General features: G+C 72.5%; 24 protein-coding genes and 1 pseudogene. 13 read left to right on the top strand and 12 right to left on the bottom strand.

The window, feature by feature from the left end; all coding sequences use genetic code 11:
* The first annotated feature begins 54 nt into the window (after positions 1–54).
* Positions 55–495 carry a hypothetical protein gene (locus ACPC54_RS34510; RefSeq protein ID WP_498970408.1) on the top strand — a complete coding sequence of 147 codons (441 nt, stop codon included), beginning with the start codon at positions 55–57 and terminating at the stop codon, positions 493–495.
* 79 nt (positions 496–574) lie between these two features.
* Here ACPC54_RS34510 and ACPC54_RS34505 read toward each other — a convergent pair whose 3' ends face one another.
* Positions 575–2209: an alpha/beta hydrolase gene (locus ACPC54_RS34505; RefSeq protein WP_498970407.1), complete on the bottom strand. Its 1635-nt coding sequence runs from the start codon at positions 2207–2209 to the stop codon at positions 575–577.
* Between the two features lie 195 nt (positions 2210–2404).
* On the opposite strand from ACPC54_RS34505, the gene ACPC54_RS34500 reads away from it, so the two are divergent.
* On the top strand, positions 2405–2584 hold the full coding sequence (locus tag ACPC54_RS34500; protein ID WP_498970406.1) for a hypothetical protein: 180 nt from the start codon (positions 2405–2407) through the stop codon (positions 2582–2584).
* A gap of 98 nt (positions 2585–2682) precedes the next feature.
* Here ACPC54_RS34500 and ACPC54_RS34495 read toward each other — a convergent pair whose 3' ends face one another.
* Positions 2683–3210 (bottom strand): NUDIX hydrolase family protein, encoded by a 528-nt coding sequence (locus tag ACPC54_RS34495; RefSeq protein WP_498970449.1) that lies wholly within the window; start codon positions 3208–3210, stop codon positions 2683–2685.
* Between the two features lie 115 nt (positions 3211–3325).
* Here ACPC54_RS34495 and ACPC54_RS34490 point away from each other — a divergent pair, with 115 nt between their 5' ends.
* Positions 3326–3793 carry an SRPBCC family protein gene (locus ACPC54_RS34490; protein ID WP_498970405.1) on the top strand — a complete coding sequence of 156 codons (468 nt, stop codon included), beginning with the start codon at positions 3326–3328 and terminating at the stop codon, positions 3791–3793.
* Between the two features lie 138 nt (positions 3794–3931).
* On the opposite strand, the gene ACPC54_RS34485 is transcribed toward ACPC54_RS34490, so the two are convergent.
* The 3 genes from ACPC54_RS34485 to ACPC54_RS34475 form a co-directional block, all read right to left on the bottom strand.
* Entirely contained in the window at positions 3932–4252 is a 321-nt protein-coding gene (locus ACPC54_RS34485; RefSeq protein ID WP_498970404.1) for a hypothetical protein, read from the bottom strand.
* Between the two features lie 160 nt (positions 4253–4412).
* Positions 4413–5723 (bottom strand): cation:proton antiporter domain-containing protein, encoded by a 1311-nt coding sequence (locus tag ACPC54_RS34480; protein WP_498970403.1) that lies wholly within the window; start codon positions 5721–5723, stop codon positions 4413–4415.
* Positions 5716–6948: a hypothetical protein gene (locus ACPC54_RS34475; RefSeq protein ID WP_498970402.1), complete on the bottom strand. Its 1233-nt coding sequence runs from the start codon at positions 6946–6948 to the stop codon at positions 5716–5718. Before ACPC54_RS34475 ends, ACPC54_RS34480 begins: the two co-directional genes overlap by 8 nt.
* A gap of 408 nt (positions 6949–7356) precedes the next feature.
* Here ACPC54_RS34475 and ACPC54_RS34470 point away from each other — a divergent pair, with 408 nt between their 5' ends.
* Positions 7357–8184 (top strand): YhjD/YihY/BrkB family envelope integrity protein, encoded by an 828-nt coding sequence (locus tag ACPC54_RS34470; protein ID WP_498970401.1) that lies wholly within the window; start codon positions 7357–7359, stop codon positions 8182–8184.
* Between the two features lie 55 nt (positions 8185–8239).
* Here ACPC54_RS34470 and ACPC54_RS34465 read toward each other — a convergent pair whose 3' ends face one another.
* The gene (locus ACPC54_RS34465) at positions 8240–8668 is read right to left on the bottom strand and encodes a DUF7144 family membrane protein (RefSeq protein ID WP_498970400.1); all 429 of its coding nucleotides are present in this window, start codon (positions 8666–8668) and stop codon (positions 8240–8242) included.
* Positions 8669–9119: 451 nt separating this feature from the next.
* Between ACPC54_RS34465 and ACPC54_RS34460 the strand changes: the two genes are divergently transcribed.
* The 4 genes from ACPC54_RS34460 to ACPC54_RS34445 all read left to right on the top strand — a co-directional run bounded on the left by ACPC54_RS34460 (position 9120) and on the right by ACPC54_RS34445 (position 12935).
* A complete protein-coding gene (locus ACPC54_RS34460) occupies positions 9120–10457 on the top strand; it encodes a DUF2252 domain-containing protein (RefSeq protein WP_498970448.1) in 1338 nt (445 codons plus the stop codon).
* An 80-nt stretch (positions 10458–10537) separates the two neighbouring features.
* Entirely contained in the window at positions 10538–12151 is a 1614-nt protein-coding gene (locus tag ACPC54_RS34455) for an MFS transporter (protein WP_498970399.1), read from the top strand.
* A gap of 1 nt (position 12152) precedes the next feature.
* Complete coding sequence (locus ACPC54_RS34450) at positions 12153–12617, top strand: DUF6325 family protein (RefSeq protein WP_498970398.1); 465 nt, start codon at positions 12153–12155, stop codon at positions 12615–12617.
* 39 nt (positions 12618–12656) lie between these two features.
* A complete protein-coding gene (locus ACPC54_RS34445) occupies positions 12657–12935 on the top strand; it encodes an SHOCT domain-containing protein (RefSeq protein WP_498970397.1) in 279 nt (92 codons plus the stop codon).
* 14 nt (positions 12936–12949) lie between these two features.
* Here ACPC54_RS34445 and ACPC54_RS34440 read toward each other — a convergent pair whose 3' ends face one another.
* The 3 genes from ACPC54_RS34440 to ACPC54_RS34430 form a co-directional block, all read right to left on the bottom strand.
* Positions 12950–13813 carry a YhjD/YihY/BrkB family envelope integrity protein gene (locus tag ACPC54_RS34440; protein WP_498970396.1) on the bottom strand — a complete coding sequence of 288 codons (864 nt, stop codon included), beginning with the start codon at positions 13811–13813 and terminating at the stop codon, positions 12950–12952.
* On the bottom strand, positions 13803–15176 hold the full coding sequence (locus ACPC54_RS34435) for a chloride channel protein (protein ID WP_498970395.1): 1374 nt from the start codon (positions 15174–15176) through the stop codon (positions 13803–13805). The genes ACPC54_RS34440 and ACPC54_RS34435 overlap by 11 nt, the downstream gene beginning before the upstream one ends.
* Before the next feature lie 125 nt (positions 15177–15301).
* On the bottom strand, positions 15302–15775 hold the full coding sequence (locus ACPC54_RS34430) for an ArsI/CadI family heavy metal resistance metalloenzyme (protein WP_498970394.1): 474 nt from the start codon (positions 15773–15775) through the stop codon (positions 15302–15304).
* A gap of 89 nt (positions 15776–15864) precedes the next feature.
* Between ACPC54_RS34430 and ACPC54_RS34425 the strand changes: the two genes are divergently transcribed.
* From ACPC54_RS34425 to ACPC54_RS34405, 5 genes and pseudogenes are all read left to right on the top strand, one after another.
* On the top strand, positions 15865–16239 hold the full coding sequence (locus tag ACPC54_RS34425) for an ArsR/SmtB family transcription factor (RefSeq protein WP_498970393.1): 375 nt from the start codon (positions 15865–15867) through the stop codon (positions 16237–16239).
* Positions 16236–16982, top strand: a complete 747-nt coding sequence (locus tag ACPC54_RS34420) for an aquaporin (protein WP_498970392.1) — start codon at positions 16236–16238, stop codon at positions 16980–16982. Before ACPC54_RS34425 ends, ACPC54_RS34420 begins: the two co-directional genes overlap by 4 nt.
* A gap of 43 nt (positions 16983–17025) precedes the next feature.
* Entirely contained in the window at positions 17026–17445 is a 420-nt protein-coding gene (locus tag ACPC54_RS34415) for an arsenate reductase ArsC (protein WP_498970391.1), read from the top strand.
* Between the two features lie 29 nt (positions 17446–17474).
* Complete coding sequence (locus tag ACPC54_RS34410) at positions 17475–17948, top strand: GNAT family N-acetyltransferase (RefSeq protein WP_498970447.1); 474 nt, start codon at positions 17475–17477, stop codon at positions 17946–17948.
* A 248-nt stretch (positions 17949–18196) separates the two neighbouring features.
* Positions 18197–18790: pseudogene (locus ACPC54_RS34405) on the top strand (phosphotransferase); the annotation flags it as partial.
* 86 nt (positions 18791–18876) lie between these two features.
* Here ACPC54_RS34405 and ACPC54_RS34400 read toward each other — a convergent pair.
* From ACPC54_RS34400 to ACPC54_RS34390, 3 genes are all read right to left on the bottom strand, one after another.
* The gene (locus ACPC54_RS34400; RefSeq protein WP_498970390.1) at positions 18877–19227 is read right to left on the bottom strand and encodes a hypothetical protein; all 351 of its coding nucleotides are present in this window, start codon (positions 19225–19227) and stop codon (positions 18877–18879) included.
* 237 nt (positions 19228–19464) lie between these two features.
* Entirely contained in the window at positions 19465–20193 is a 729-nt protein-coding gene (locus ACPC54_RS34395) for a type 1 glutamine amidotransferase (protein WP_498970389.1), read from the bottom strand.
* Between the two features lie 14 nt (positions 20194–20207).
* The gene (locus ACPC54_RS34390) at positions 20208–21434 is read right to left on the bottom strand and encodes a hypothetical protein (RefSeq protein ID WP_498970388.1); all 1227 of its coding nucleotides are present in this window, start codon (positions 21432–21434) and stop codon (positions 20208–20210) included.
* Between the last annotated feature and the right edge of the window lie 193 nt (positions 21435–21627).

Below are 21627 nucleotides of genomic sequence, written 5' to 3'. Positions count from 1 at the left end.
AGGGCGTCCGGCCTAGTTTTGAACAGATTCAAAACAAGGCCGAGGGGGCGCGCGATGACGCGACGCGCATGGATCCACTTCCCGCCCGGGCGACGGGCCCGGCGACTCGCCGCACTGGCCGGCGCCAGCTGGCTGCCGGGCATCGGCGCCGCGCTGCGCTCCGACGACCGGAATGCCATCGCCGTCTGCTTGCTCCTCGCCTTCGCCCTGGTGACGCTGCTGCCGCTGGCCACCCCGAGCATCATCGACTTCCACCACCGGTGCCTCGTCATCGGCTGGGCGATGCTCGTCCTCCAGATCGCGGTCTCCCTCCCGTTCGCCCTCATTCCGCTGCCGGTCTTCGTCCTCTACCTGCCCGCCGGCGTCCTCCTGCTGCTCGCGGCCCGGTGCACCGGCGGCATCCCCGAGACGGTGGTCGCAGCCATGCTCACCGCCGTCCCGTACCTCGTCGACCTTGCCGGGCTGGTGGGCTGGCCGGCCTCCGGCTGGGCCTGACGCCGGTGCGCCGACCCCTCGCGGAGTCGGCGCACCGGACGCCCGGTCAGCACTCGGTCAGCGCTCGGTCAACTGCCGGTCAGCGCAGGACGCCGTGGACGGCCTCCGGGTCGGTGGGCGCGAGCCGCGCCGCGCCGGGGTCGGCGGTGAGCGCCTTGGCGGTGGCCGGCGGCGGGGTCACGTAGACCGGGGCCGGGTCCGCCTCGGGCGCACAGGTCTTGGCGATCCGCCCCTTGCCCTCGGGCAGGCTGCCGTCGCGCAGGTAGGCGGTGAAGGTGTCGTCGAGACAGGGGTTGTCGTGGAACAGGATCTCGTGGAAGCTGCCGCCGTTCTGGACGACCAGCTTGGAGCCGGGCAGCGCGTCGTGCATGGCGAGACCGCCCTCGTACGGGGTGGCGGCGTCCTCGGTGGCCTGGAAGAGCAGCACCGGGGGCAGGCCCTTGCCGGTGATCTTCAGCCGGCCGGCCTGGTTGCCCTGGTAGGGCCAGAACATGCAGGCGGCGTTGTACCACATGTTGTTGTACGTGTAGAAGGGCGCGGTCGCGTTGACCTTGGCCTGGTCCTTCTTCCAGACCTCCCAGTCGCGCGGCCAGGCGTTCTCGGTGCACTGGGCCGCGTTGTAGGCCGGGAAGGTGCCGTCGTCGGCGCCCGGGGCGGCGTACCTGTTGTACGCGATGTTCAGCGGCCGGGAGTCGTGCTGGGTGACGTAGGCGGAGAGCACGGTGGCCATCCGGGGCCAGCGCAGGAAGTTGTAGCCGCCACCGTAGAAGGTGTCCTCGAACTCGGCGGGGCCGATCTTCCCGGGAGCGGGGGCGGCGTCGACGGGCTCCTTGCGCAGCGCGTCCTCGACCTGGGCGTAGGCCTTCTCGACGGCGGCGGCGTCGGCGCCGAGGTGGTAGGTGCTGTCCGCCTTGGCGGCCCAGGCGGCGAAGGCGTCGAAGCGGCGCTGGTGCTCCTTGTCCTGCAGGATGTTGTGGTCGTACCAGCTGATGGTCGGGCCGACGATGCTGTCGAGCACCATCCGCCGCACGTGCGAGGGGAACAGCTGGCCGTAGGTGGAGCCCAGCGAGGTGCCCCAGGAGCCGCCGTAGAAGTTGATCTTCGGCACGCCGAGCGCGCGGCGGATGCTGTCCATGTCGCGGGCGTTGTCGACGGTGGTCATGTGCGGCATCAGCCAGGACCAGTCGGCCGTGCAGTCGGCGGCGTAGCCGGCCGCCTTCTTCAGCCAGGCCTTCGAAGTCCCCTGGCTCACCTGGTAGTCGGGGCGCTCGCCGTCGAAGTAGTGGGCGTCGCACACGACATGGGGGTCACTGCCGTTGGTGCCGCGCGGGTCGAAGCCGATCCAGTCGTAGGTGGAGGCGACGTCCGCCGGCACCTTCCCGGAGATGTACGCGGGCATCCAGAGCCCGGAGTCGCCGGGGCCGCCGGGGTTGAGCAGGATCGGGCCCTGCTGCTTGTCCTTGGGCGCGGTGGCCGGCAGCCGGTTCACCTTGATTTTGATCTTCCGGCCGTGCGGGGCCGCGTAGTCGACGGGCACCTCCAGCATCGCGCACTGCAGCGCGGGGGTGTTGGCGTCGTTGCAGGACGACCAGGCGAGGCTGCCCTGGCCGGAATCCTCCAGGGTGAGGCTGTCGGGGCCGGCAGCGGAGGCCGATCCGACACCGAGGGCGGCGACGGCGGCCGCGGACGCGAGGAGGGCGATGGCTTTTCTCATGGGGAGCATGATGTGACATGTGCAATGGCACATCCAGAGGGCCGACCGGACTTTGCCAAGGCTTGACCATCGGGGCGGCGTGCGCCCGGTGGCATGACGCCCCAGATCCGGACACATCGTCAGACGTGGCGGGTGGAACCGAGTTGGGACACGACCGCCCCACCCGGCGAGGCGATCCGCTCTCCGGGATTACACATGTCGACGGAGCAGCGCAGACCGACGATGGCCCAGGTGGCCATGACCCTGGCCGCGATCGCGGCGACCGCCGCCCTGCCCGGCCCGCACGTCTACGCCCAGCCGGGCAAGCCCAAGCCGTTGAACGGCTACTCGTCCCCGGCCGGCCCGCAGGCCGAGTTCCGCTACAAGAAGCTGTGACGCGGGCCCACCGGAGCACCGGGCACCACCGCCCCTCCGGGAGCGTCCGGCCCGGGCGGCACCGATCGCGGTGCTGCCCGGGCCGGACGGAGACGGCGTCAGACCAGGCAGCCGACGTGGGCCAGCGCCCGCTTGAGCAGCGCGCCCTGGCCGCCGGGCATGTCCTGCTGCACCAGCACCGAGGCGGCCTCCTCGGGGCTGAACCACACCAGGTCCAGCGCGTCCTGCCGGGGCCGGCAGTCCCCCGCCACCGGGACGACGTACGCCAGCGAGACCGCGTGCTGGCGCGGGTCGTGGAACTCCGTCACCCCGAGTGTCGGGAAGTACTCGGCGACCGTGAACGGCTGCAGCGAGGCCGGGATGCGCGGCAGCGCGACCGGCCCCAGGTCCTTCTCCAGGTGCCGCAGCAGCGCGTCCCGGATCCGCTCGTGGTGCAGCACCCGGCCCGACACCAGGGTGCGGCTGACCGTGCCGTCCGGGCCGATCCGCAGCAGCAGGCCGATCTGCGTGACCTCCCCGGACTCATCGACGCGGACCGGCACGGCCTCGACGTACAGGATCGGCATCTTGGCCCGCGTGGTCTCCAGCTCCTCGGGGGCCAGCCAACCGGGCGTGGTTTCCGTCAAGTCAGACATTCACCGATCGTACGGGCCCGAGCCCCCGTCCGGTGCCGCTGTCCACCGAGTCGCCTGCCGCCGTGCCGGAACAACGCCCCGCCGGTACGGCCGTTACGCTCCGGCCATGGCCCGCTTCGTCCTGACCCGCCGTTCGCCGCTGCCGCCCGCCGAGTGCTGGCGGCGGCTCACCGACTGGCCCCGGCACGGGGACCGGGTGCCGTTCACCCGGGTCGGCGTCGTCCGCGGCGACGGCCGGTCCGGCGATCTGATCGTCGCCCGGACGCGCATCGGGCCACTGCGCTTCGACGACCCGATGGAGATCGTCGAGCTGACGGCCCCCGCCCCCGGCCGGGACGGGCACTGCCGGCTCGTCAAGCGCGGCCGCGCCGTCCGCGGCGGCGCCGTGCTGCGGGTGCGGGCGGCTGCCGGCGGCGGCAGCGAGGCGAGCTGGGCGGAGGAGTTGCGGATCGCCGGCCTGCCCGCGCTGTTCGACCCGGTGGTGGCCCGGATCGGCCGCGCCGTCTTCGGCCGGCTGCTGGACCACCTGCTGGGCACGCCTACGGCACGGCGGTGTCGTACGCGCGCGGAGTGACGACGGTGGGGTGGTGGGCGTCCTTGACCACCATCCGGTTCTCCGGCCAGCGTGTTCCGGTCCTCCGAGGCCGACGCCAGGGAGCCGCTGGCGCCGACGTTCCGGGCGATCGTCTTCGGCGGGCCCCGGCGCCGCGAATCACCCGGAAGGCTCGACGCCCTCGCCGTCCAGGAGTTCGCCGATCCGCGCCGTGAAGCGGCTCAGGATGCCGAAGGGGAGCGCCCGGTCCGCGGCGAAGTGGACGAACGGGAGCTTCCCCTCGTCCTCGTCCTCGTCCTGGCGCATGGCGACCACGGTGACGGCGGCGGGCCCCGGCATGAAGTCACCGCCGGGGCCGGTCGTCCAGCCGGCCGGCGCGGCGCGGGCCTCGCTCAGTTCGAAGTACCGTGAGCCGTCCACCAGTTCGGTCGACTGTAGGCAGTAGTGTTCGCCGTCGAACTCCCAGACCTCCAAAGCCATGCCGGGATCTTGTCACACGGCGCGCCGCCGCGGGCCGACTTTCGCGCCGGAGGCCGGGCACCGCCCCCGGGGCGGGGAACCCACGCCGCGCCGGGCACAGTCGGCCCGCTGGTGCGCGCCTCGACGGGACCGGCCGGGAGGCGCCTCCGGGCGGCGGCCCTCACTCCCCGGGCGGGCCGGTCAGGTCGAACCTGCGGCGTCGGCGGACGGCCGGCGAACCACTGCCCTCCCTCAGGCCCGGCTCCCGGGCGACGGCCCGCTCGTACCACCGTCCGTACCGGTCGGAGAGCGTCACGGCGGACACCCCGTGCAGCAGGATGCTCAGGCCGACGGTGACCGCGACCACCCGTCCGATCAGTTCCACCCCCGGCACGTGCTGCTCCACGACCAGCAGCCCCAGCACGATCGAGGCGAGGCCGCGCGGCCCGAACCACCCGATGTAGGCCACGGTGGGCAGCCTGAGCCCGCTCCCGGCGAGGGAGAGGGCGACCGGGACCATCCGGACCACGGTGAGGCTGAGCACGGCGTAGACCACGACGCGCCAGCCGAGGTGCTCCAGCGTCGGGCCGAGGATCACGGCGCCGAAGACCAGGAGGCTGAGCAGGGCCAGCAGGCTGCCCAGGTACTCGGCGAGGTCGGCGGTCCGGTCGTCCTCCGGCACCGGTGCCCCGGCGCCACCGCGCTCGGCCGCCGCGAAGGCGAACCCCGCCACCCAGGCCGCGATGAAGCCGCTCCCCTGGGTGGCCACCGCGAGACCGTAGGACGCCGCGGCGACCGCGAGGACGTGGAGCCGGCGCCACTCCCCCGTGATCCAGCCCCGCCCGCTCGACCACCGCAGCAGTCGGCCGCCGCCCCCTCCGACCGCCAGACCGAGGACGGTGCTGAGCAACAGGGCCCGCCAGAACGTCCCGGCCTCGCCCTCCTCGGCGTACGACGTGCCCGGGATGGCCGCCAGGAACAGGACGAAGAACGGCAGCACCATGCCGTCGTTCAGGCCGCTCTCCACGTTCAGCCCCTGGCGCACCAGGGCCGGCACCCGCGGGTTGGCGATGGCGCTGCTGCCGAGCGCCGCGTCGGTCGGCGCGAGGACGGCGGCCACCAGCGCGAGCTCCCAGACGGTGAGCCCGGGCAGCAGGGGCCAGGCCAGCAGCCAGCCCAGCACGATGCTGAGGACCAGGCCGAACCCGAGCAGCCGGCCCGGCAGGGCGGCACCGGTGCGGAGTTCTCGGGGGCGAACGGCCATGGCGTCGGTGAAGAGCACCAGCGTCAGTGCGGCTTCCAGGAGCGTGAGGAGCGGCCCGCCCTCGGTGTCCAGGCTGATCAGGTCGAGGCAGACGGGACCGAGCAGGACGCCGGCCGCGGTGAACACGATGGCGCCGGACACCGCCGTGCTCGCCAGGCGTCGCGAGGCGAGCGCGTACGTACCGGTGACACCGGCGACCGCCACCCCGGCCCAGGTGGCATCACTCACCGGGGCCCGGCCTGCTCGACACGGGAGGCTCCCCCGTGGTGGCGGCCCGCCCGGAGGCGGCGAGCAGTGCGAGGACGGCCAGCACGGCGAGGAGCACCAGGACGAGCAGCAGGACCGTCTGCACGGTCGGGTGGTTCCAGAGGGCGAACACCAGGGCCACGACCAGCAGCGCCGCGAGGACCAGCCAACGGCGGTGGGCCTCGGTCCAGGTTCCGGCCCGTCCGGTGCGCACACCGTGGGCGTCGCCCCAGCGGGCCGCGAAGTCCGCGGCGGCGTCCGCCCGGCCGCGAACGGCACGGGGGAACCGCCCCGCTCCGGACAGGTAAGCGCCGAGCGCCACCAGCACGCCGAGGACGATCGCGGTGCGCAGGCTGATCCGCAGGAAGCGGAGCAGGGTGTCGAAGACCGCCGCCGCAGCGGCCCGGGACTGCACGGCGGGTGGCAGGTGGTCGAGGTAGTAGTGCCGGGCGATCACCAGGGCGACGGCCACCACCAGGCAGCCGCCGGCCGCGCCGAGCGCGGTGGTCACCAGGGCCCGGCGTCTGCGCCGGGCCAGCAGGACGCCGATCGCGCCGATCAGCACGGTGAGGACGGGCATCCAGTTGCCGACCACGTCGAGCGCGTGCGCGGCGCCCCGGATCTTGGCCAGCTGGTCGGACTGGAAGAGCACCAGCTGTTTGTTCACGTCCGGGATCTTCGCGGCCGGCGACACCCCGGCCGCCACCAGCTCGTCCTTCAGCCGGTCGACGGCCGCCCCGATGTCGAGGGTGACCGTGCCGTCCGTGACGGCGACCGCGCCCCGGCCGTGGCCGGTGAGGGCGTGGACCACGGCCGCGTGGGCCGAGCGGTTGGCCTGCGTCCACACCGTCGCGAAGGCCTCGCTGTGCACGACCTCGGTCGCGGCCTTGGTGACCACCTGATTGACCGCGTCGTCCAGTTTGGGCCCGAGTGCCTTGACGGCGGAGGCGGCCCTGGGGGGCAGCCCCTGCGACTGGAGCCAGGTGGCCAGGTCGGAGGCGACCGCCGGGCCGTCGACCCGCACGTCCACCGCGTGGGTGAGCCGGACGACCGCGGCGTCCTGGACGGCCGGGTCGGTCGCCAGCGGAGCGACCGTGGCGACGTAGCGGTCGGTGTCCAGCGCGATGTCGTGCACCCAGACGGTGAGCAGCGAGACCGGGACCAGGACGCAGGCCAGCGTGATCAGCACGGCCGAGACGGTGCTCATGGCGATCCGTGCCGCCCCGGCGCGGCGCTTGGCCCCGGCCGGCGAGTCGCCGTTGCCCGCCCTGCCCGTCCCCCGCGTGCGTGGAGGCCCCGGCGGCTCGTTCATCGGATCTCCCGGCACTCCGCGCGGCCCGGCGCCGCTGAGCACCATTGCCCCGTAGAGCACGGCGACCGGCATCCCGGGGTGGTCCGTCCGGACGAGACACCGACCGGTTGCGCCGAACGACAGGCCGCCCGAGGTGCCGCACGCCGTCCCGTCGCCCAGGCTCGGACGGGATCCGGCGCACTCGCACCGGCGCCGGAACCGCGGCGGCGGGCGGAGTGCCGGCCTCGGCCGGAGGGAGGCGGAGTGACGCAGCAGCGTGGTCGGCCGGGCCGAACCCGCCGGCTCCGGGCCGGATCCGCCTGGTTGCGGGGACGGACCGCCACACTGCGCGAGGCCCCGTTCCCACGCCGGCTCGCAGCCCAGCTGGTCCACATCCACGTCCTGGACACCGCCACCCGTCTCGCGGCGCAGGCGTTCCTGACCGCCGTCCCGGTGCTCTTCGTGATGGCCGCGTTCATGCCGCACGAGGTGCGCAGCAGCATCTCGGAGTCCGTGCGCACCGCCCTGGGACTGCGGGGCGCCTCGCTCGACGAGGTCAAACAGGTGCTCGAGACCAGCCAGAGCACGACCGCCGACACCTTCGGCGGCATCGGGATCCTGGTGACCCTGCTCTCGGCCACGAGCTGCAGCCGTATCCTGCAACGCCTGTGCGAACGGAGCTGGCACCTGCCCCATCTGGCGGGGCGTCTGGCGGCGTGGCGCTGGCTCGCGTGGCTGCTGGTGTGGCTCGCCGCCCTGACCGTCCAGGGGCAGGTGCGGGCCGGATTCGGGGCGGGCGACGGCTTCGGGGTCGTCCTCTACCTCGGTACGGGCAGTCTGCTCTGGTGGTGGACGCAGCGCCTGCTGCTCGGCGGCCGGGTCCCCTGGCTCCCCCTGCTTCCGGGGGCCGTGCTGACCAGTGCCGCACTGACGGCGCTCTCGTGGGGATCGCAGTTCTACGTCCCCCGTTCGCTGAACCGCAGCATGGCGCAGTTCGGCCCGCTGGGCCTGGTCTTCACCCTGCTCAGCTGGCTCATCGTGGTGTTCACGGCCGTCACGCTCGGAATCGGCGTCGGGTACCTGGTGGCGGGCCAGGGCCGGCTGGCGGGGCTGCTGGGGACTCCGGAGCCGGCCGCGGCGGACGACGGATGAGGGCCCCGCACGGCCGGCAGCCGTACGGGGCCGGGACGGTGGCTCGCCTGCGCCGTCATGCCTCCTTCCGGGTCGTCCCCGCGCACAGCGCCCAGATGACGAAGGCGTCGATCGCGATCAGGACGACCGCCCAGAACGGGTAGTACGGCAGCCACAGGAAGTTCGCGATCATCGCCAGCGCGGCGACGATGACGCCGGTGACGCGGGCCCAGACGGCGCCGCTGAACAGCGCCACGCCGGCCATGACGACGACGATCCCGATGATCAGGTGGATCACTCCCCATCCCGTGGTGTTCATCGAGTACACGTAGTGCCGGGTGACGACGATCAGGTTGTCCTTGAGGATGCCTGCGATCCCTTGGAAGATCGCCATGATGCCGCCGGCGGTCAGCATGACGGCGGCGTAGATGGTCCACCCGGTCGCGAAGGGGCGGTGTTCGGGGGGCCCGGTGGCGTGGGTCGCTTCGGTGACGCTGCTGGTCATGACGTGAACTCCTTCGGGTAACGGAAGCCCTACGCCCACCGTAGGAGCGGCTTCCGCAGCCGGTCTTGGGCCGCACGGACCGCGTCAGTGGTCCGCACGGCCCCGCCCCGAGGCCCCGACCTCGCACCGGAGTGCTCCCATGACGCACGGTCCTCTCGTCGTCCGGCCCCCGATGTGTGGGCCGGACGGCCCATGCCGCCGCGCCCCTGCTCTGTGAATGGTGGAAGGGAAGGACGGTCCCACCGCATCGACCGAGGGAGATGAGACGAATGCCCGGCATCCACCTCCAGGCATCACGTACCGCCATCGGGCCGGGACCCCACGAGCTCGGCCGCGTCGTCGAGAGCACGCGGGCGGCCGCGAGTCCGACGCACCTGCAGGTGCGGACATGACCGCCCACAGCACCGGGGGCACGCGATCGGCGCGCGGCGACCCCGACCGGGTCCAGCCGATGGCCGCCGAGTCCGTGGCCGCGGGGCGGCAGGCCCGCAAGCACGTGCCCCGCTCGGCCCACGGGAACTGGGCCCCCGCACCCGACCGGCGCGACCCCGTCGACGTCCTGGAGCGGCAGGCCGCCTCCCGCGTCCCGGAGCTGGTCCCGATCCGGTACGGCCGCATGGCCGCGTCCCGGTTCGCCTTCCTGCGCGGGGCGCCCGCGGTCATGGCCGCGGACCTCGCCGCCGTCCCGAGCACCGGGCTGACCGTCCAGCTCTGCGGGGACGCGCACCTGTGCAACTTCGGCCTGTTCGCCTCGCCCGAGCGCGCCCTGCTGTTCGACCTCAACGACTTCGACGAGACCCTCCCGGGCCCGTTCGAATGGGACGTCAAACGCCTGGCCGCCAGTGTCGCCGTGGCCGCGCGCCAGAACGACGAGCCGGAGGCGTCCGCATGGGCCGCCGCGCTGGCGTCCGCGCGGGCCTACCGGAACGCCGTGCGACGGCTCGCGGGCCTCGGCGAACTCGACGTCTGGTACGAGCGGGTCGACACCGCCGACCTCCTGCCGCAGGTCCGGGAGCCGAAGTACCGCAAGCGCGTCGAAGGCGCCCTGGCGAAGGCGCGCGGGCGGACCAGCCTCCAGGCCCTGGGCAAACTCACCGAGCCGGGCCCGGACGGGGAGCGCCGCATCGTCCACGACCCGCCGCTGCTCGAACCGGTGGACCCGCAGGACGTGCCCCGCCTCCAGCAGATCCTCAAGGACTACCGCGCCACCCTTCCCGACGAACGAGCGGCGCTGCTGGACCGCTTCGAGCTGGTCGACGCCGCCCGCAAGGTCGTCGGCGTGGGCAGCGTGGGCACCCGCTGCTACATCGGTCTCTTCCGGGGGCGCCTCACCGGCGAACCGCTCTTCCTCCAGGTGAAGGAGGCGGAGCGGTCAGTGCTGGAGCCCTGTCTCCCTCCCAGCCTCCACCGGCACCAGGGGCGGCGGGTGGTCGACGGACAACGCAGGCTCCAGGCCTCCGGTGACATCTTCCTGGGCTGGGCCACCGGCCCGGCGGGCCGTGACTTCTACTGGCGCCAGCTGCGGGACATGAAGGGCTCCGCCGTCATCGACGGCATGCCCCGGCCCCTCCTGGAGCAGTACGCCGACCTGTGCGGCCGCACGCTCGCACGCGGCCACGCACGCTCCGGGGACCGCGTCGCCATCGCCGCCTACCTGGGTGCCGGTGACGTCTTCGAACGGGCCGTGGCCGACTTCGCGCTCGCGTACGCCGAGCAGACGGTCGCCGACCACGCCGCGCTCACCGCGGCGATCGCCGCCGGTCGGGTCACCGCGAGGGCGGACACGTGAACGGGCCCCACACCCACGAAGCGGCCGGGCGGCCTCCCGCAGGCGCGGCGGGTCGGTGGAAGACGCTCTACATCCTCGGCTTGGCGCAGTTCCTCATGGTGCTGGACGCCTCGGTGATGAACGTGTCGATCAGCCGGCTGGTCAGCGACTTCCACACCGAGGTCACGGCGATCCAGGCGGTCATCACGCTCTACACCCTGGTCATGGCCGCCTTCATGATCACCGGCGGGAAGCTCGGCGACATGTTCGGGCGCCGCCGCGTGTTCGGTGTCGGCCTCGTCGTCTACGGCGTCGGATCGGCACTGACCGCCGCCGCGCCCACGCTCTGGGTGCTCGCGCTCGGCTGGTCCGTCATCGAGGGGTTCGGGGCCGCCCTGGTCCTCCCGGCGCTCGCCGCCCTGGTGGCCGGCACCTACCGGGGCCGCGACCGGGCCGTCGCGTACGGGGTCATCGGGGGCCTCGCCGGCGCCGGGATCGCCGTGGGCCCCCTCCTCGGCGGCTGGGTGACCACCTACCTGACCTGGCGTCTGGTCTTCGCCGGCGAGGCCGTGCTCGTCGCGGTCCTCCTGCTCCTCATGCGGTGGATCGCGCCGCAACCCGCGCCCGGCGAGCGGCCGCGGCTGGACGTCGGCGGCGTGGTCCTGTCGGTCGCCGGACTGGCGCTGGTCGTGCTCGCCGTCCTGCAGAGCAGTTCCTGGGGATGGCTCCACCCGCGCAACCCGCCCTTCACGGTGTTCGGGTTCTCCCCCACGGTCTTCGTCATCGCGCTGGGCCTGGTGCTGCTCTTCCTCTTCCGCTGGTGGGAGGCGCGCCGGACGGACCCGCTCGTGCGGTTCGGCCTGTTCGGCGTCCCGAGCCTGCGCTCGGGCCTGCTCACTCTGTTCAGCCAGAACGTGATCCTGCTGGGCCTGTTCTTCGCCATCCCGCTCTACCTCCAGGTGGTCCAGGGGCTGGACGCCTTCGAGACCGGGCTGAGACTGCTGCCCGTGTCGGTCACGATGCTCGTCGCCGCGATGAGCGGTCCCCTGCTGGGCAGGTTCGCGTCCCCGCGCACCGTGGTGCGGGTCGGCCTGCTGGTGCTGTTCGCCGCGACCCTGTGGCTGCTCGCCACCATCAAGCCCGAACTCGACGACCTGTCCTTCGCCCTGTCGATGGCGCTCCTGGGGCTCGGCATGGGCCTGCTCGCGTCCCAACTGGGCAACGTCGTGCAGTCGAGCGTCGGCGAGGCCGATCGCAGCGAGGTCGGCGGACTGCAGTACACCGCCCAGAACCTCGGCTCCTCCCTGGGCACGGCGCTGATCGGCGCCATCCTGATCGGCGCCCTGGCGAGCGCCTTCACGGCCTCCCTGGCCAAGGACCCCGCGGTCTCGGACACGGTGCGCCAACAGGCCGGAATCAGCATCGAATCGGGCCTCCAGTTCGTCCCGGCCGACCAGGCCGCCGCCGCCCTCGCCCGGACGTCGATCCCGCCGGACGAGGCGAACGCGGTGGTCGCGTCGTACCGGGCCGCCCAGCTCGACGGCCTGAAGGTCGGGGTCCTGGCCGCGGCCGGGATCACGCTGGGCGGCTTCGCCTTCACCGGCCGGCTGCCCGCCACCCGGGCCACCGGCGGCGCGCCCGCGCCCCCGGCCCGCCCCGGTGAGGGCCACGATGACCACCGATCTACCAATCCCCCTCCCATTCAAAGGAGTTGACATGAGCAATCCTTCCGATGGCGAACTCAACGAACTCGGCCCGATCGACTACCTGGTCGTCGAGTTCCCCGGTACCCGCCTGACCGGTGAGGGCATGCCCCTGCTCCTCGACCTGGTCGACCGGGGCATCATCCGGATCCTGGACCTGTCCTTCATCAGGAAGGAGCCGGACGGCTCCTTCACCGCACTGGAGGCCGCCGATCTGGACGGCGACGGACAGCTCGACCTCACGGTGTTCGACGGCGCCTCGTCGGGGCTGCTGGGCGACGACGACATCAGCGAGACGGCGAAGGCCCTGGAGCCCGGGAGCTCCGCGGCCGTCCTCGTCTACGAGAACCTGTGGGCCGCTCCCCTGGCGGCCGCGCTGCGCCGCGCCGGCGCCCAGTTCGTCGCCGGCGGCCGGATCCCGGTCCAGTCGGTGCTGGCGGCACTGGAAGCCCTCGACGTCGTCGAGGAACCCGCCTGACCCCGCACGTCCCCACCGACGAAGAAGGAGGAGGATCCCATGCCCGGACTGCTTCGAGGAGTGGCCCGCACCGCCGTGGTCGCCGGAACGGCGACGGCCGTCTCCAACCGCGTGTCGCGACGGCAAGCCGGCCGGTGGGCCCAGCAGGACGCGATGGCCGCGCAGGCCGCCGGCTACCAGGCGCCGCCGCCGGCCGAGGCCCCCGGCAGCGCCGACGACACGATCGACCGGCTCCAGAAGCTCGCCGCCCTCAAGGAACAGGGAGTGCTGACCGAAGCCGAATTCGCCGCTCAGAAGGCGAGGATCCTCGGCGTCTGACCGTCCGAGGTCCTTCAGCCCCGGCCGCGGCGACGCGGCCGGGGCAACCTGCGCAGGCCCGCCGTGAGCGACAGACCCCGTTCGCGCCACACGATGCCCGTGACGGCTCCCAGGATGATCACCACGCCGAGGGCGATCAACCAGGACATGAAGAAGAACACCACCCCGATCGGCCCGTACTTCGCCGTGTTCGACGTGACGGTGTTCGAGCCGGTCAGGGAGAAGACCACCCGCATGCCGGTGTAGCAGATGCCGGTGACCACCGCGGACGGCAACAGGTCCCGCCACGGCACCCGGCCCGCCAGGAGGACCCACATCAGCAGCCACCACAACACCGTGGAGACGACCAGCACGACGAGGTCGACGAACACGGGTCCGCCGAAGTCCTGCACCGCGGGCAGGCCCCACGCCGCCAGGAGCGCGCCCGCCATCAGCAGGGCCAACCCGAGCACCTGGTGGGACGTGTCCCGCACGCCCCGGCCGGGTAGTTCGAAGATCCGCTGGTAGAGCTGCTGCAGCGCCGAGGCGGCGGCGATGCCGCCCATGACGAAGAACACCGAGGCCGCGCCCGTGACGGCGTTGCTCGTGGCACTCGACGAGGCGAACAGACTGCCGACGTCGGCGGACGCCTCCCGGTCCAGCCCCAGGTGCCGCACCAGCGCGGTCACCGTCGAGCGGCCGGCCAGCGCGTTCGTCACGATCATGAACGGGAAGAAGCAGAGCAGCAGCGTGGCCGCGAACTGGAGGCCCTGACTCATGAAGTCGATCGCTTCCAGCCGCTTCCACAGCGCTTCGACCCACGACCCGGCGTACCGCTGCGCGCCCGACTCCGCCATCCGCTTCACGTGCCGCACGCCCCGGCGATCGTCAAACCTCATGCGCCACCGCTCCTCCGGCCGGACCCGCGGGAGCCGTCCGGGCTCCGCCGCGCGGACCGAGTCGCAGGGTCAGAACGTAGGCGACCACGACCGAGACGATCACCAGCGGCATGACCGTGAGACCGGCTCCGCCCAGCAACAGGGTCGCGAGGAGCACGGAGGTCATCGGGAGCCGCAACAGGGCGACGGACATGGCGCCGATGCCCATGGCGAACGCGGCCGTCAGGGGCAGGCCCGGCAGGTGGGAGAGCGCCATCCCCCCGGCCGCCCCCACGAACATCGCCGGGAAGACCGGGCCGCCCCGGAAGGCGCCGAGTGAGGCGCAGTAGGCCAGCGCCTTGCACGCGACGAGGAGGACCAGAGCGCCCACCGAGTAGCCGGCGTGTCCGCTCAGCAGCGGGTCCATCGCGTTCTGCCCGGAGTAGAGCACTTCGGCCGCGCCCTTGCCGGTGGCCTCGGAGTACGCGATGGCGAGCCCGGCGACGGCCAGGCCCAGGACGACCGTCACGGGCATCCGGTGCCGCTCGGCCCGCGCCCGCAGCAGCAGGGCGAGCCGGCGGATGCCCGCACCGAGGAGTGCCGCCGCGATCCCGATGACCAGGGCCCAGCCGAACTCGGCGACGTCCGGACGGTCCGCGTGCGGCACGTCCGTCAGGGCCAGGGAGTACGTGCCCAGGCCGGTCCAGCTGCCGAGGCCGAGGAAGACGAGGGAACCGATGCCGGCCGCGAGCAGACCGGGCACCAGGACCACCCCCAGCAGGGGACCCGCGAGCCCGGACGCCTCCATGAGCAGGAAGGCGCCCAGCAAGGGCGAACCCAGCAGAGCGCTCACGGCCGCGAAGCTCCCGGCCGCCCCGACGACGGCGACGGCCTGCGGGGCGACGTCCCGCCCCGGCCGCTGGACGGCGAGCACCGCCAGCCCGCCGCCGAGCGCGATCAGCGGTGCCTCCGGCCCGAGGACCGCGCCCAGGGCGAGGCTCGCCAGCGCTGCGAGGAAGACGCCCGGGAGTTCGCCCGCACGCGGGGCGCCCTGGGCCGCGAACCCCTCCGTCGGTTCGTGACCGCCGTTCCCCGGGAGGTACCGGACGGTCGCGCCGACCAGCAACCCGGCGACACCGAGCAGCGGCAGCGGCCACCACGCCGGCGTGCCGTGGAAGCCGAGACCCTTCGGCAGGTCCGTGTAGGTCATCGACTGGAGCTCGGAGACGAGGGCGAGAAAGCCGTAGGCCGCGGCGGAGACCAGTACGCCGAGGACTGCCGCCAGTGCCAGGATCTTCAGGTAGCCGGAGGTGCGGACGAGGCCCGCCGGATCCGGCTGCGCGGCTCCCCGCTCCGGGAACCGACCGTCGGCCGACAAGCGCATCGCCTCCTGGACCCCGCCCGCGCGGGGAAACGTGGCGGCGGACGCCGCTCGCCTGACGTCCTATCACGAACCACCCCGGAGCAGCGGGGTCCGCCGGGCGCAGCCGATCGGTGGTGCGGGGACCGTCATCCGATCGGACCACGCCCGTCCCGCGGCGCCGCGTCGCGCGGCCTCTGGTCGGTGCTGGTGCAGCAGGCGGTGGGGGCGCCGTCTACGTGCTTGCCGAGGGTGGCGGCGTCGGACTTGACGACGTAGACCTCCCAGGGCTCCTTGCCGGGGCCCGTGACCCAGACCTTGTCCTGGACGGCGTAGCAGCAGGAGGTGTCGTTCTCCTCGAAGGTGGCAAGTCCCGCGTCCTTGAGGCGGGTTGTGGCGGCGATGACCTGCCCGGTGCTCTCGACCTCGACGCCGAGGTGGTCCATGCGGGTGTCCTCGCCGGGCTCGCCCTCGATGAGAACGAGCTTGAGCGGCGGCTCGGCGATGGCGAAGTTCGCGTAACCGGGCCGGCGCTTGGCGGGCTCGGTCCCGAAGAGCTTGGAGTAGAAGGCGACGGAGCCTTCGAGGTCGGCGACGCGCAGGGCGAGCTGAACGCGGGACATGGCGGTTCTCCCCGATCCGAGGTCTTGATTCGACAGTCGTCGATATGGTCGACGTTGCCACCCACATAGATGACTGTCAACATAGACGTATGTCGAATCTGGAACTTCAGGTGCTCGGGCAGGACGACGCGGCCGCGTGCTGCTCGCCGATGGTCCGCGAGCCGCTGGGCGAGGACGCCGCCGCCGACCTGGCGAAGATGTTCAAGGCCCTCTCCGACCCGGTGCGGCTGCGGCTGCTGTCGCTGATCGCCTCGCACGACGGGGGCGAGGCCTGCGTCTGCGACCTGACCGGCCCGTTCGACGTGTCCCAGCCGACGATCTCCCACCACCTCAAGGTCCTGCGCGAGGCCGGCCTGGTCGGCTCCGAGCGCCGTGGCACCTGGGTCTACTACTGGGTCCTGCCCGCCGCGCTGGCCAAGCTGTCCGCCCTGCTGCAGGCGCCGGCCGTTGGCGGGTCCAGGTGACCGGGACGGCTCCGTTGGGCCGCCGGGCGGCGGTCGAGTTCGTGGGGACCGGCGCGCTGGTCGCCGTCGTGGTCGGCTCCGGCATCCAGGCCAGCAAGCTGTCCCAGGACGTCGGCGTCCAGTTGCTGGCCAACTCGCTCGCGACCGTGTTCGGCCTCGGCGTGCTGATCCTGCTGCTCGGCCCGGTCTCCGGCGCCCACTTCAACCCGGCCGTGACCCTGGCCGCCTGGTGGACCGGCCGCCGCGGCGGCGAAGGCCCCGATCTGCGGGAGGTCGCGGCCTATGTCCCGGCCCAGATCGCCGGCGCGGTCGGCGGCGCGGTGCTGGCGGACGCGATGTTCGGCGAGCCGCTGGTGCGCTGGTCGACGCACGACCGCTGGGCGCCGCACCTGTGGCTGGGCGAGGTCGTCGCGACCGCCGGCCTGATCCTGCTGGTCCTCGGCCTGGCCCGGGTCGGCCGCGCGCACTTCGCGCCGGTCGCCGTCGCCTCCTGCATCGGCGCCGCCTACTGGTTCACGTCCTCGACCAGCTTCGCGAACCCGGCGGTGACCATCGGCCGCGCGTTCACCGACACCTTCGCCGGTATCGCTCCCGCCTCCGTGCTGCCGTTCGTCGCCGCCCAGTTCGTCGGACTGGCCATCGGGGTCGCCCTGGTCGCGGTGCTGTTCGGCCGCCCGACGCCTGCCGCCGAGGACGTCGTCGTCCCGCACGACGACCACCACCCGGCCGCGGCCGGCCGCTGACCTGCCTCCTTCCACCCGTCCCCGAGATCAAGGACCCACTTTCGTGAGCACTCCCGCCGTCCCGTCCGTGCTGTTCGTCTGCGTGCACAACGCCGGCCGGTCCCAGATGGCCGCCGCCTTCCTCACCCGCCTCGGCGGCGACCGGGTCCAGGTCCGCTCGGCCGGCTCCGCCCCCGCCGAGACCGTGAACCCCGCGGTCGTCGAGGCCCTGCGGGAGGTCGGCATCGACATCTCCGCCGAGATCCCGAAGGTCCTGACCGTCGAGGCGGTCCAGGCCTCCGACGTGGTGATCACCATGGGCTGCGGCGACGCCTGCCCGTACTTCCCCGGCAAGACCTATCTCGACTGGAAGCTGGACGACCCGGCCGGCCAGGGCGTCGACGCGGTCCGCCCGATCCGCGACCAGATCGCGCAGCGGATCCGCGACCTGCTCGCCGACCTCGACATCGAGCCCGCGAAGTGACCGCCGCCGAGCCGGTGAAGGTCACCGGCATGCTGCCCGAACACGCCGAGCAGGTCCTGGCGATCTATCAGCTCGGCATCGACGGCGGCGACGCGACCTTCGAGACCGCCGCCCCCAGCTGGGAGGCCTTCGACGCCGCCCGACTGCCGGACCACCGCCTGGTCGCCGTCGACCCGGCGGGCCGGGTGCTCGGCTGGGTCACCGCTGTCCAGGTCTCCGACCGGTGCGCGTACGCCGGCGTCGTCGAGCACTCCGTCTATGTCCATCCCGACGCCCGCGGCCGCGGCGTAGGGGCTCGCCTCCTGGACGCACTGATCGCCTCGACCGAGCAGGCCGGGATCTGGACGATCCAGTCCGGGATCTTCCCCGAGAACACCGCCAGCCTCGCCCTGCACGAGCGGGCCGGATTCCGCCGGATCGGGGTCCGGGAGCGGATCGGCCGCCACCACGACCGCTGGCGCGACGTCGTCCTCCTCGAACGCCGCAGCCCGACGATCACCTGACCGTGCGGCCTGCCGGCCTCACCCGATTGCGTCTCCTCAGGAGGGGCGTAACCGGGCGAAATGTCCGGGAGCCGCGACACTTTCGCGGGCTGGGCAGACACTCTCCGCGCGTGTCAGCTGGTGCGAGGGCCGGTACGGCAGTGGGCCGGGCCCCGCCGGCCCGCCGCGGGCGGCGCTACGCGGGGCGGCGGGCCCGGGTGGTGATCATGCCGGGTGGCAGCTGGGCGAAGCCGTCCGCGCCGAGGTCGGTTCCCGGCGAGCCGCTGGACCACGCCTCGATCAGCCGCGGCGACCACGCAGCCGACACGCTGGCGGGCTTCCTCCGGGCGCTCCACGTGGAGGCGCCCGCCGAGGCGCCGATCTCTACGGACTTCGGTGCCCATCCCAGGGACTGCACGGGGGGCTTCGACCACTTCTTCCAGGCTGTTGTCCCCGACGACATTGCTGCCGACGTCCGGGCCGTCTGGGACGACGCCGGGGCGGCCCACGCGTGGGAGGGGCGGCCGGTGTGGGTGCACGGCGACCTCCAGCCCGCGAACGTCGTCGTCTCAGACGGAACGCTCTCGGGCATCGTCGACTTCGGTGCCGTGTTCGCCGGCGATCCGGCGTGGGACCTCGCCGCCGCATGGGTGCTGCTGCCCGCGGGCACGGCCTCACGGTTCTTCGACATGTACGCGCACGCAGACGAGGCGGCGATCCGGCGCGCCCGCGGGCTGGCTGCTATGAAGAGCCTGTTCCTGATGCTCATGGGGAAGAACGGAGATCGGGGCCTTCCCGGCGGCAAGCCGCACTGGGGACCTGCAGGCCGGGCGGCACTTGATCGTGTTCTGAAGGGCGTTTGACGCACGCTGTGGGCGTACTGCCTTCGGTGCAGAGGTGCGTACGGACAGACGTGCAGAGCTGGTGACCTGTCAGTCTGCGTTGGGATTCACGACCGGTAGATCGTTTCGTTGTCGTCCTGGTCATACAGCTCGACGGTATAGGACAGTCCGAGAGCGGCGAATGCGGACAGAAGATCGTCAATCCGTTCGGGAACCACGACACCCCCGAATCTCACGGGTGTCTCGGGGAACAGCTCCAGCTCGGCGTAGGTGTGCCCGACCTCGAACTCGGTCCAGCTGGACTTGCGTACCCGCCAACCTGCCGCATGGAAGGCCTGTGCGACGTCCAGGGCGCTCACCGCTGACGGGAGAAAGCCGTAGACGTTGTTACCAAGGCTCAGGTCGTACCTGTCCTGGTCAAATCGCGGGCCGCGGGTGCCGCCGGAGGTGAACTGCATAGTGGTCATTATGGGCGGCGGGCGGGGACCGGCGAGACTGCGGGTTCGTCAGCCGACCTCGCTGGGCCAGGTCCGCCGGACCTGTGCCACTGGAAGAGGTAGCGCCCCAGGCGGGCATCAGCAGGCTCGACCACCTTCACCTTGTCGGCCGGGGCGACCCGGGCGACCACCTCCGGCCGGCGCAGGAATCGCCGCCCGGGAGGAGTGGGCACCGCCCAGGGGACGCGCCTGTCGGCGTCAGCGCGTGATGCGGTCGATCACCAGGCGCTCGAAGAGGTCCTCCGGCAGTTCGTCCCGGTACTGCTCGACCGAGCGGTGCGCAGCGGCCGCGTCGCCGTGCCAGCGGCTGATGACGTCCTCGTTGAAGTCGATCAGCCGGCGCACGTCGTCCGGGGTCAGCTCGGGGTGGAACTGACATCCGAAGACCCGCTCGCCGTAGCTCAGCGCCTGGACGGAGGTGTGCTCGTTGCGGTACTCGATGCGCACGCCGTCCACTTCCTCGATCTGCGAACTGATCGCCTGGTAGTGGAACGACGGCACGACACCGACGCCCTCGCGGTCGCCGACCCGGTTCACCTCGGTCAGGCCGACCTCGATGCCCGAGGTGTCGATGATCGAGCCCGGACGCAACGCCTCGGCGATCAGCTGCGAGCCCAGGCACACGCCGACCACCGCGGGGCCGGTGTCGCCGTCGCGGCCGTTCGCGTCGGCGACGAGCTCCCCCATCAGCTTGATGGTCGCGCGCATCCACGCGGCGTCGGAGTGCACCGAGGTCTGGCCTCCGGTGAACACGTACGCCAGGGCCGGCTGTGGCCGTCGCGTGGTCAGATCGCCTGCCTCGGTCACCAGGTTCAGGCGGCCGCAGCTCAGGCCGGCCCGGGTCAGCCGCTGCTCGATCCGGTCGGCGTAGTCGAGACCGTCGTAGATCAGCCCGTCCGCGACGCAGATCTGCACGTCCACCGGCATGATCCCCACCCCTCTTACTCGAAGAACCTCGACCACAGGTTGAGGGCCGAGTCGACGCACTGGACGAAGCTCAGGATAGCCACGATCGTCACTGCGAGATTGACCTTCGTCACCCGACGCATCTGGTCGTGCTCCAGTTTGCGTTCCACCGCGCGCCGGGCCATTTCGAGCAGGGTGTCGGTGCGCTCGCGCACCTTTTCGGTCTCCCACGCCGCCAGGACGCTGTCGCGCAGCTTGAGCACGTGGAAGTCGTAGCTGAACGTGGGCCGCACCAGCGCCTGGTAGTCGGCGCGCAGCCGTCGTTCCAGGGCGATGAGCAGCTCCGGGTCCTCGTCCAGTGCCATGTCGCGGACGATCCGTTCCGCGGCGCCGGCGGAGCGTTCGAGCCGGGCGTAGTGCACGTTCAACTGGCCGAGAAGGTGTTCGAGTTGGCCGAGCGTGTCGCCGGGGTCGTCCCGGGAGGCCAGCAGGAAGAAGGCGTATCCGGGGTAGAAGAACTCCTGCGGCCACGTTGATTCGGAGGGGATCGGCGCGGCGGAGCGGGGGTAGATCAGGTGCCGCAGCGCGTCGGAGAGAGTCGCCCGGCCGGGTGCCGGGTGGGTGGTGCCGCCCGCGTAGGTGAGGTTGAAGTAGGGCAGGACCGTGGGACACGGCGGCCCCTGTCGGCACCGGTCGGACATAGCGGTCAGGGCCGGCAGCAGTTCGTCCCTGATTCGCGCGGTGAGGTCGTCGCGGCCCTTCGGCCCGAAGCCGTCGATGAGCTGTTCCCGCCGCCTCCCGGTCCACCCCTCGGCGGCGCGCATGTGCACGGCCACCGACCCGTAGCCGTCCGGGAACAGGATGCCGGTGACGTGCAGCTCCACCGGTAGCGCCGTCGTCTCCCGCACGATCGCCGTCAGCCGCGCGTCGAACTCCTCCGACCCGGCGAAGTGGGTGAGCAGGTCGACCGGCGGATTGCCGAAGGTGAGCGAGCCGCGCAGGAACTGGTCCAGGGACCGGTGCACCAGCGTGAGCCGCCCGTCCGGATCGAGTCGGCCGTCCGCCGGTACGGCGAAGCCCGGTGAGTCCGCGAGCGAGACCGGCCCGGGGAAGAAGGGCCCGGTCAGCAGGAGCAGGGCGTCGCCGCAGAAGTCGACGTCGCCCGACTCCGCGGGCGGCGGCGCAGCAGCCTCACGCGGATGCGGTATCAGCACTCCGCCCGGCAGTTCGGCCTTGCCCTGGACAGGTCCAGCGCCGTCCATGCGACCGCCCCCCAGGCGAAATCAGGCGTCTCCGGCCTTTGCCGACTTCCGGGATCCCCATGACAGGCGTCCGGCGAGCCGTCGGGTTCGCAGCTCCGCTTCCGATTCACCTTCGCGGGCTGTCCCGTCGGCGAACACGCACATCAGTCTGGGTGAGGAGTGGTGACAGCGCATCCGGCCCGACGCAAGAAGG

Source organism: Kitasatospora sp. NPDC094028 (assembly GCF_049543595.1).
In the GTDB taxonomy this organism is placed as follows: Bacteria; Actinomycetota; Actinomycetes; order Streptomycetales; family Streptomycetaceae; genus Kitasatospora.
Note: the sequence above shows the minus strand (reverse complement) of the source record. Positions and strands in the feature narration are given on the sequence as shown.

Excerpts from the sequence above, each read along its gene's own strand:
- ACPC54_RS34500 (WP_498970406.1), top strand. The coding sequence starts at position 2,405 with ATGTCGACGGAGCAGCGCAGACCGACGATGGCCCAGGTGGCCATGACC.
- ACPC54_RS34400 (WP_498970390.1), bottom strand. The coding sequence starts at position 19,227 with ATGCAGTTCACCTCCGGCGGCACCCGCGGCCCGCGATTTGACCAGGAC.
- ACPC54_RS34505 (WP_498970407.1), bottom strand. The coding sequence starts at position 2,209 with ATGAGAAAAGCCATCGCCCTCCTCGCGTCCGCGGCCGCCGTCGCCGCC.
- ACPC54_RS34475 (WP_498970402.1), bottom strand. The coding sequence starts at position 6,948 with ATGAGCACCGTCTCGGCCGTGCTGATCACGCTGGCCTGCGTCCTGGTC.
- ACPC54_RS34445 (WP_498970397.1), top strand. The coding sequence starts at position 12,657 with ATGCCCGGACTGCTTCGAGGAGTGGCCCGCACCGCCGTGGTCGCCGGA.
- ACPC54_RS34485 (WP_498970404.1), bottom strand. The coding sequence starts at position 4,252 with ATGGCTTTGGAGGTCTGGGAGTTCGACGGCGAACACTACTGCCTACAG.
- ACPC54_RS34510 (WP_498970408.1), top strand. The coding sequence starts at position 55 with ATGACGCGACGCGCATGGATCCACTTCCCGCCCGGGCGACGGGCCCGG.
- ACPC54_RS34430 (WP_498970394.1), bottom strand. The coding sequence starts at position 15,775 with ATGTCCCGCGTTCAGCTCGCCCTGCGCGTCGCCGACCTCGAAGGCTCC.
- ACPC54_RS34395 (WP_498970389.1), bottom strand. The coding sequence starts at position 20,193 with ATGCCGGTGGACGTGCAGATCTGCGTCGCGGACGGGCTGATCTACGAC.
- ACPC54_RS34435 (WP_498970395.1), bottom strand. The coding sequence starts at position 15,176 with ATGCGCTTGTCGGCCGACGGTCGGTTCCCGGAGCGGGGAGCCGCGCAG.
- ACPC54_RS34450 (WP_498970398.1), top strand. The coding sequence starts at position 12,153 with ATGAGCAATCCTTCCGATGGCGAACTCAACGAACTCGGCCCGATCGAC.
- ACPC54_RS34460 (WP_498970448.1), top strand. The coding sequence starts at position 9,120 with ATGGCCGCCGAGTCCGTGGCCGCGGGGCGGCAGGCCCGCAAGCACGTG.
- ACPC54_RS34390 (WP_498970388.1), bottom strand. The coding sequence starts at position 21,434 with ATGGACGGCGCTGGACCTGTCCAGGGCAAGGCCGAACTGCCGGGCGGA.
- ACPC54_RS34465 (WP_498970400.1), bottom strand. The coding sequence starts at position 8,668 with ATGACCAGCAGCGTCACCGAAGCGACCCACGCCACCGGGCCCCCCGAA.
- ACPC54_RS34410 (WP_498970447.1), top strand. The coding sequence starts at position 17,475 with ATGCTGCCCGAACACGCCGAGCAGGTCCTGGCGATCTATCAGCTCGGC.
- ACPC54_RS34490 (WP_498970405.1), top strand. The coding sequence starts at position 3,326 with ATGGCCCGCTTCGTCCTGACCCGCCGTTCGCCGCTGCCGCCCGCCGAG.
- ACPC54_RS34440 (WP_498970396.1), bottom strand. The coding sequence starts at position 13,813 with ATGAGGTTTGACGATCGCCGGGGCGTGCGGCACGTGAAGCGGATGGCG.
- ACPC54_RS34425 (WP_498970393.1), top strand. The coding sequence starts at position 15,865 with ATGTCGAATCTGGAACTTCAGGTGCTCGGGCAGGACGACGCGGCCGCG.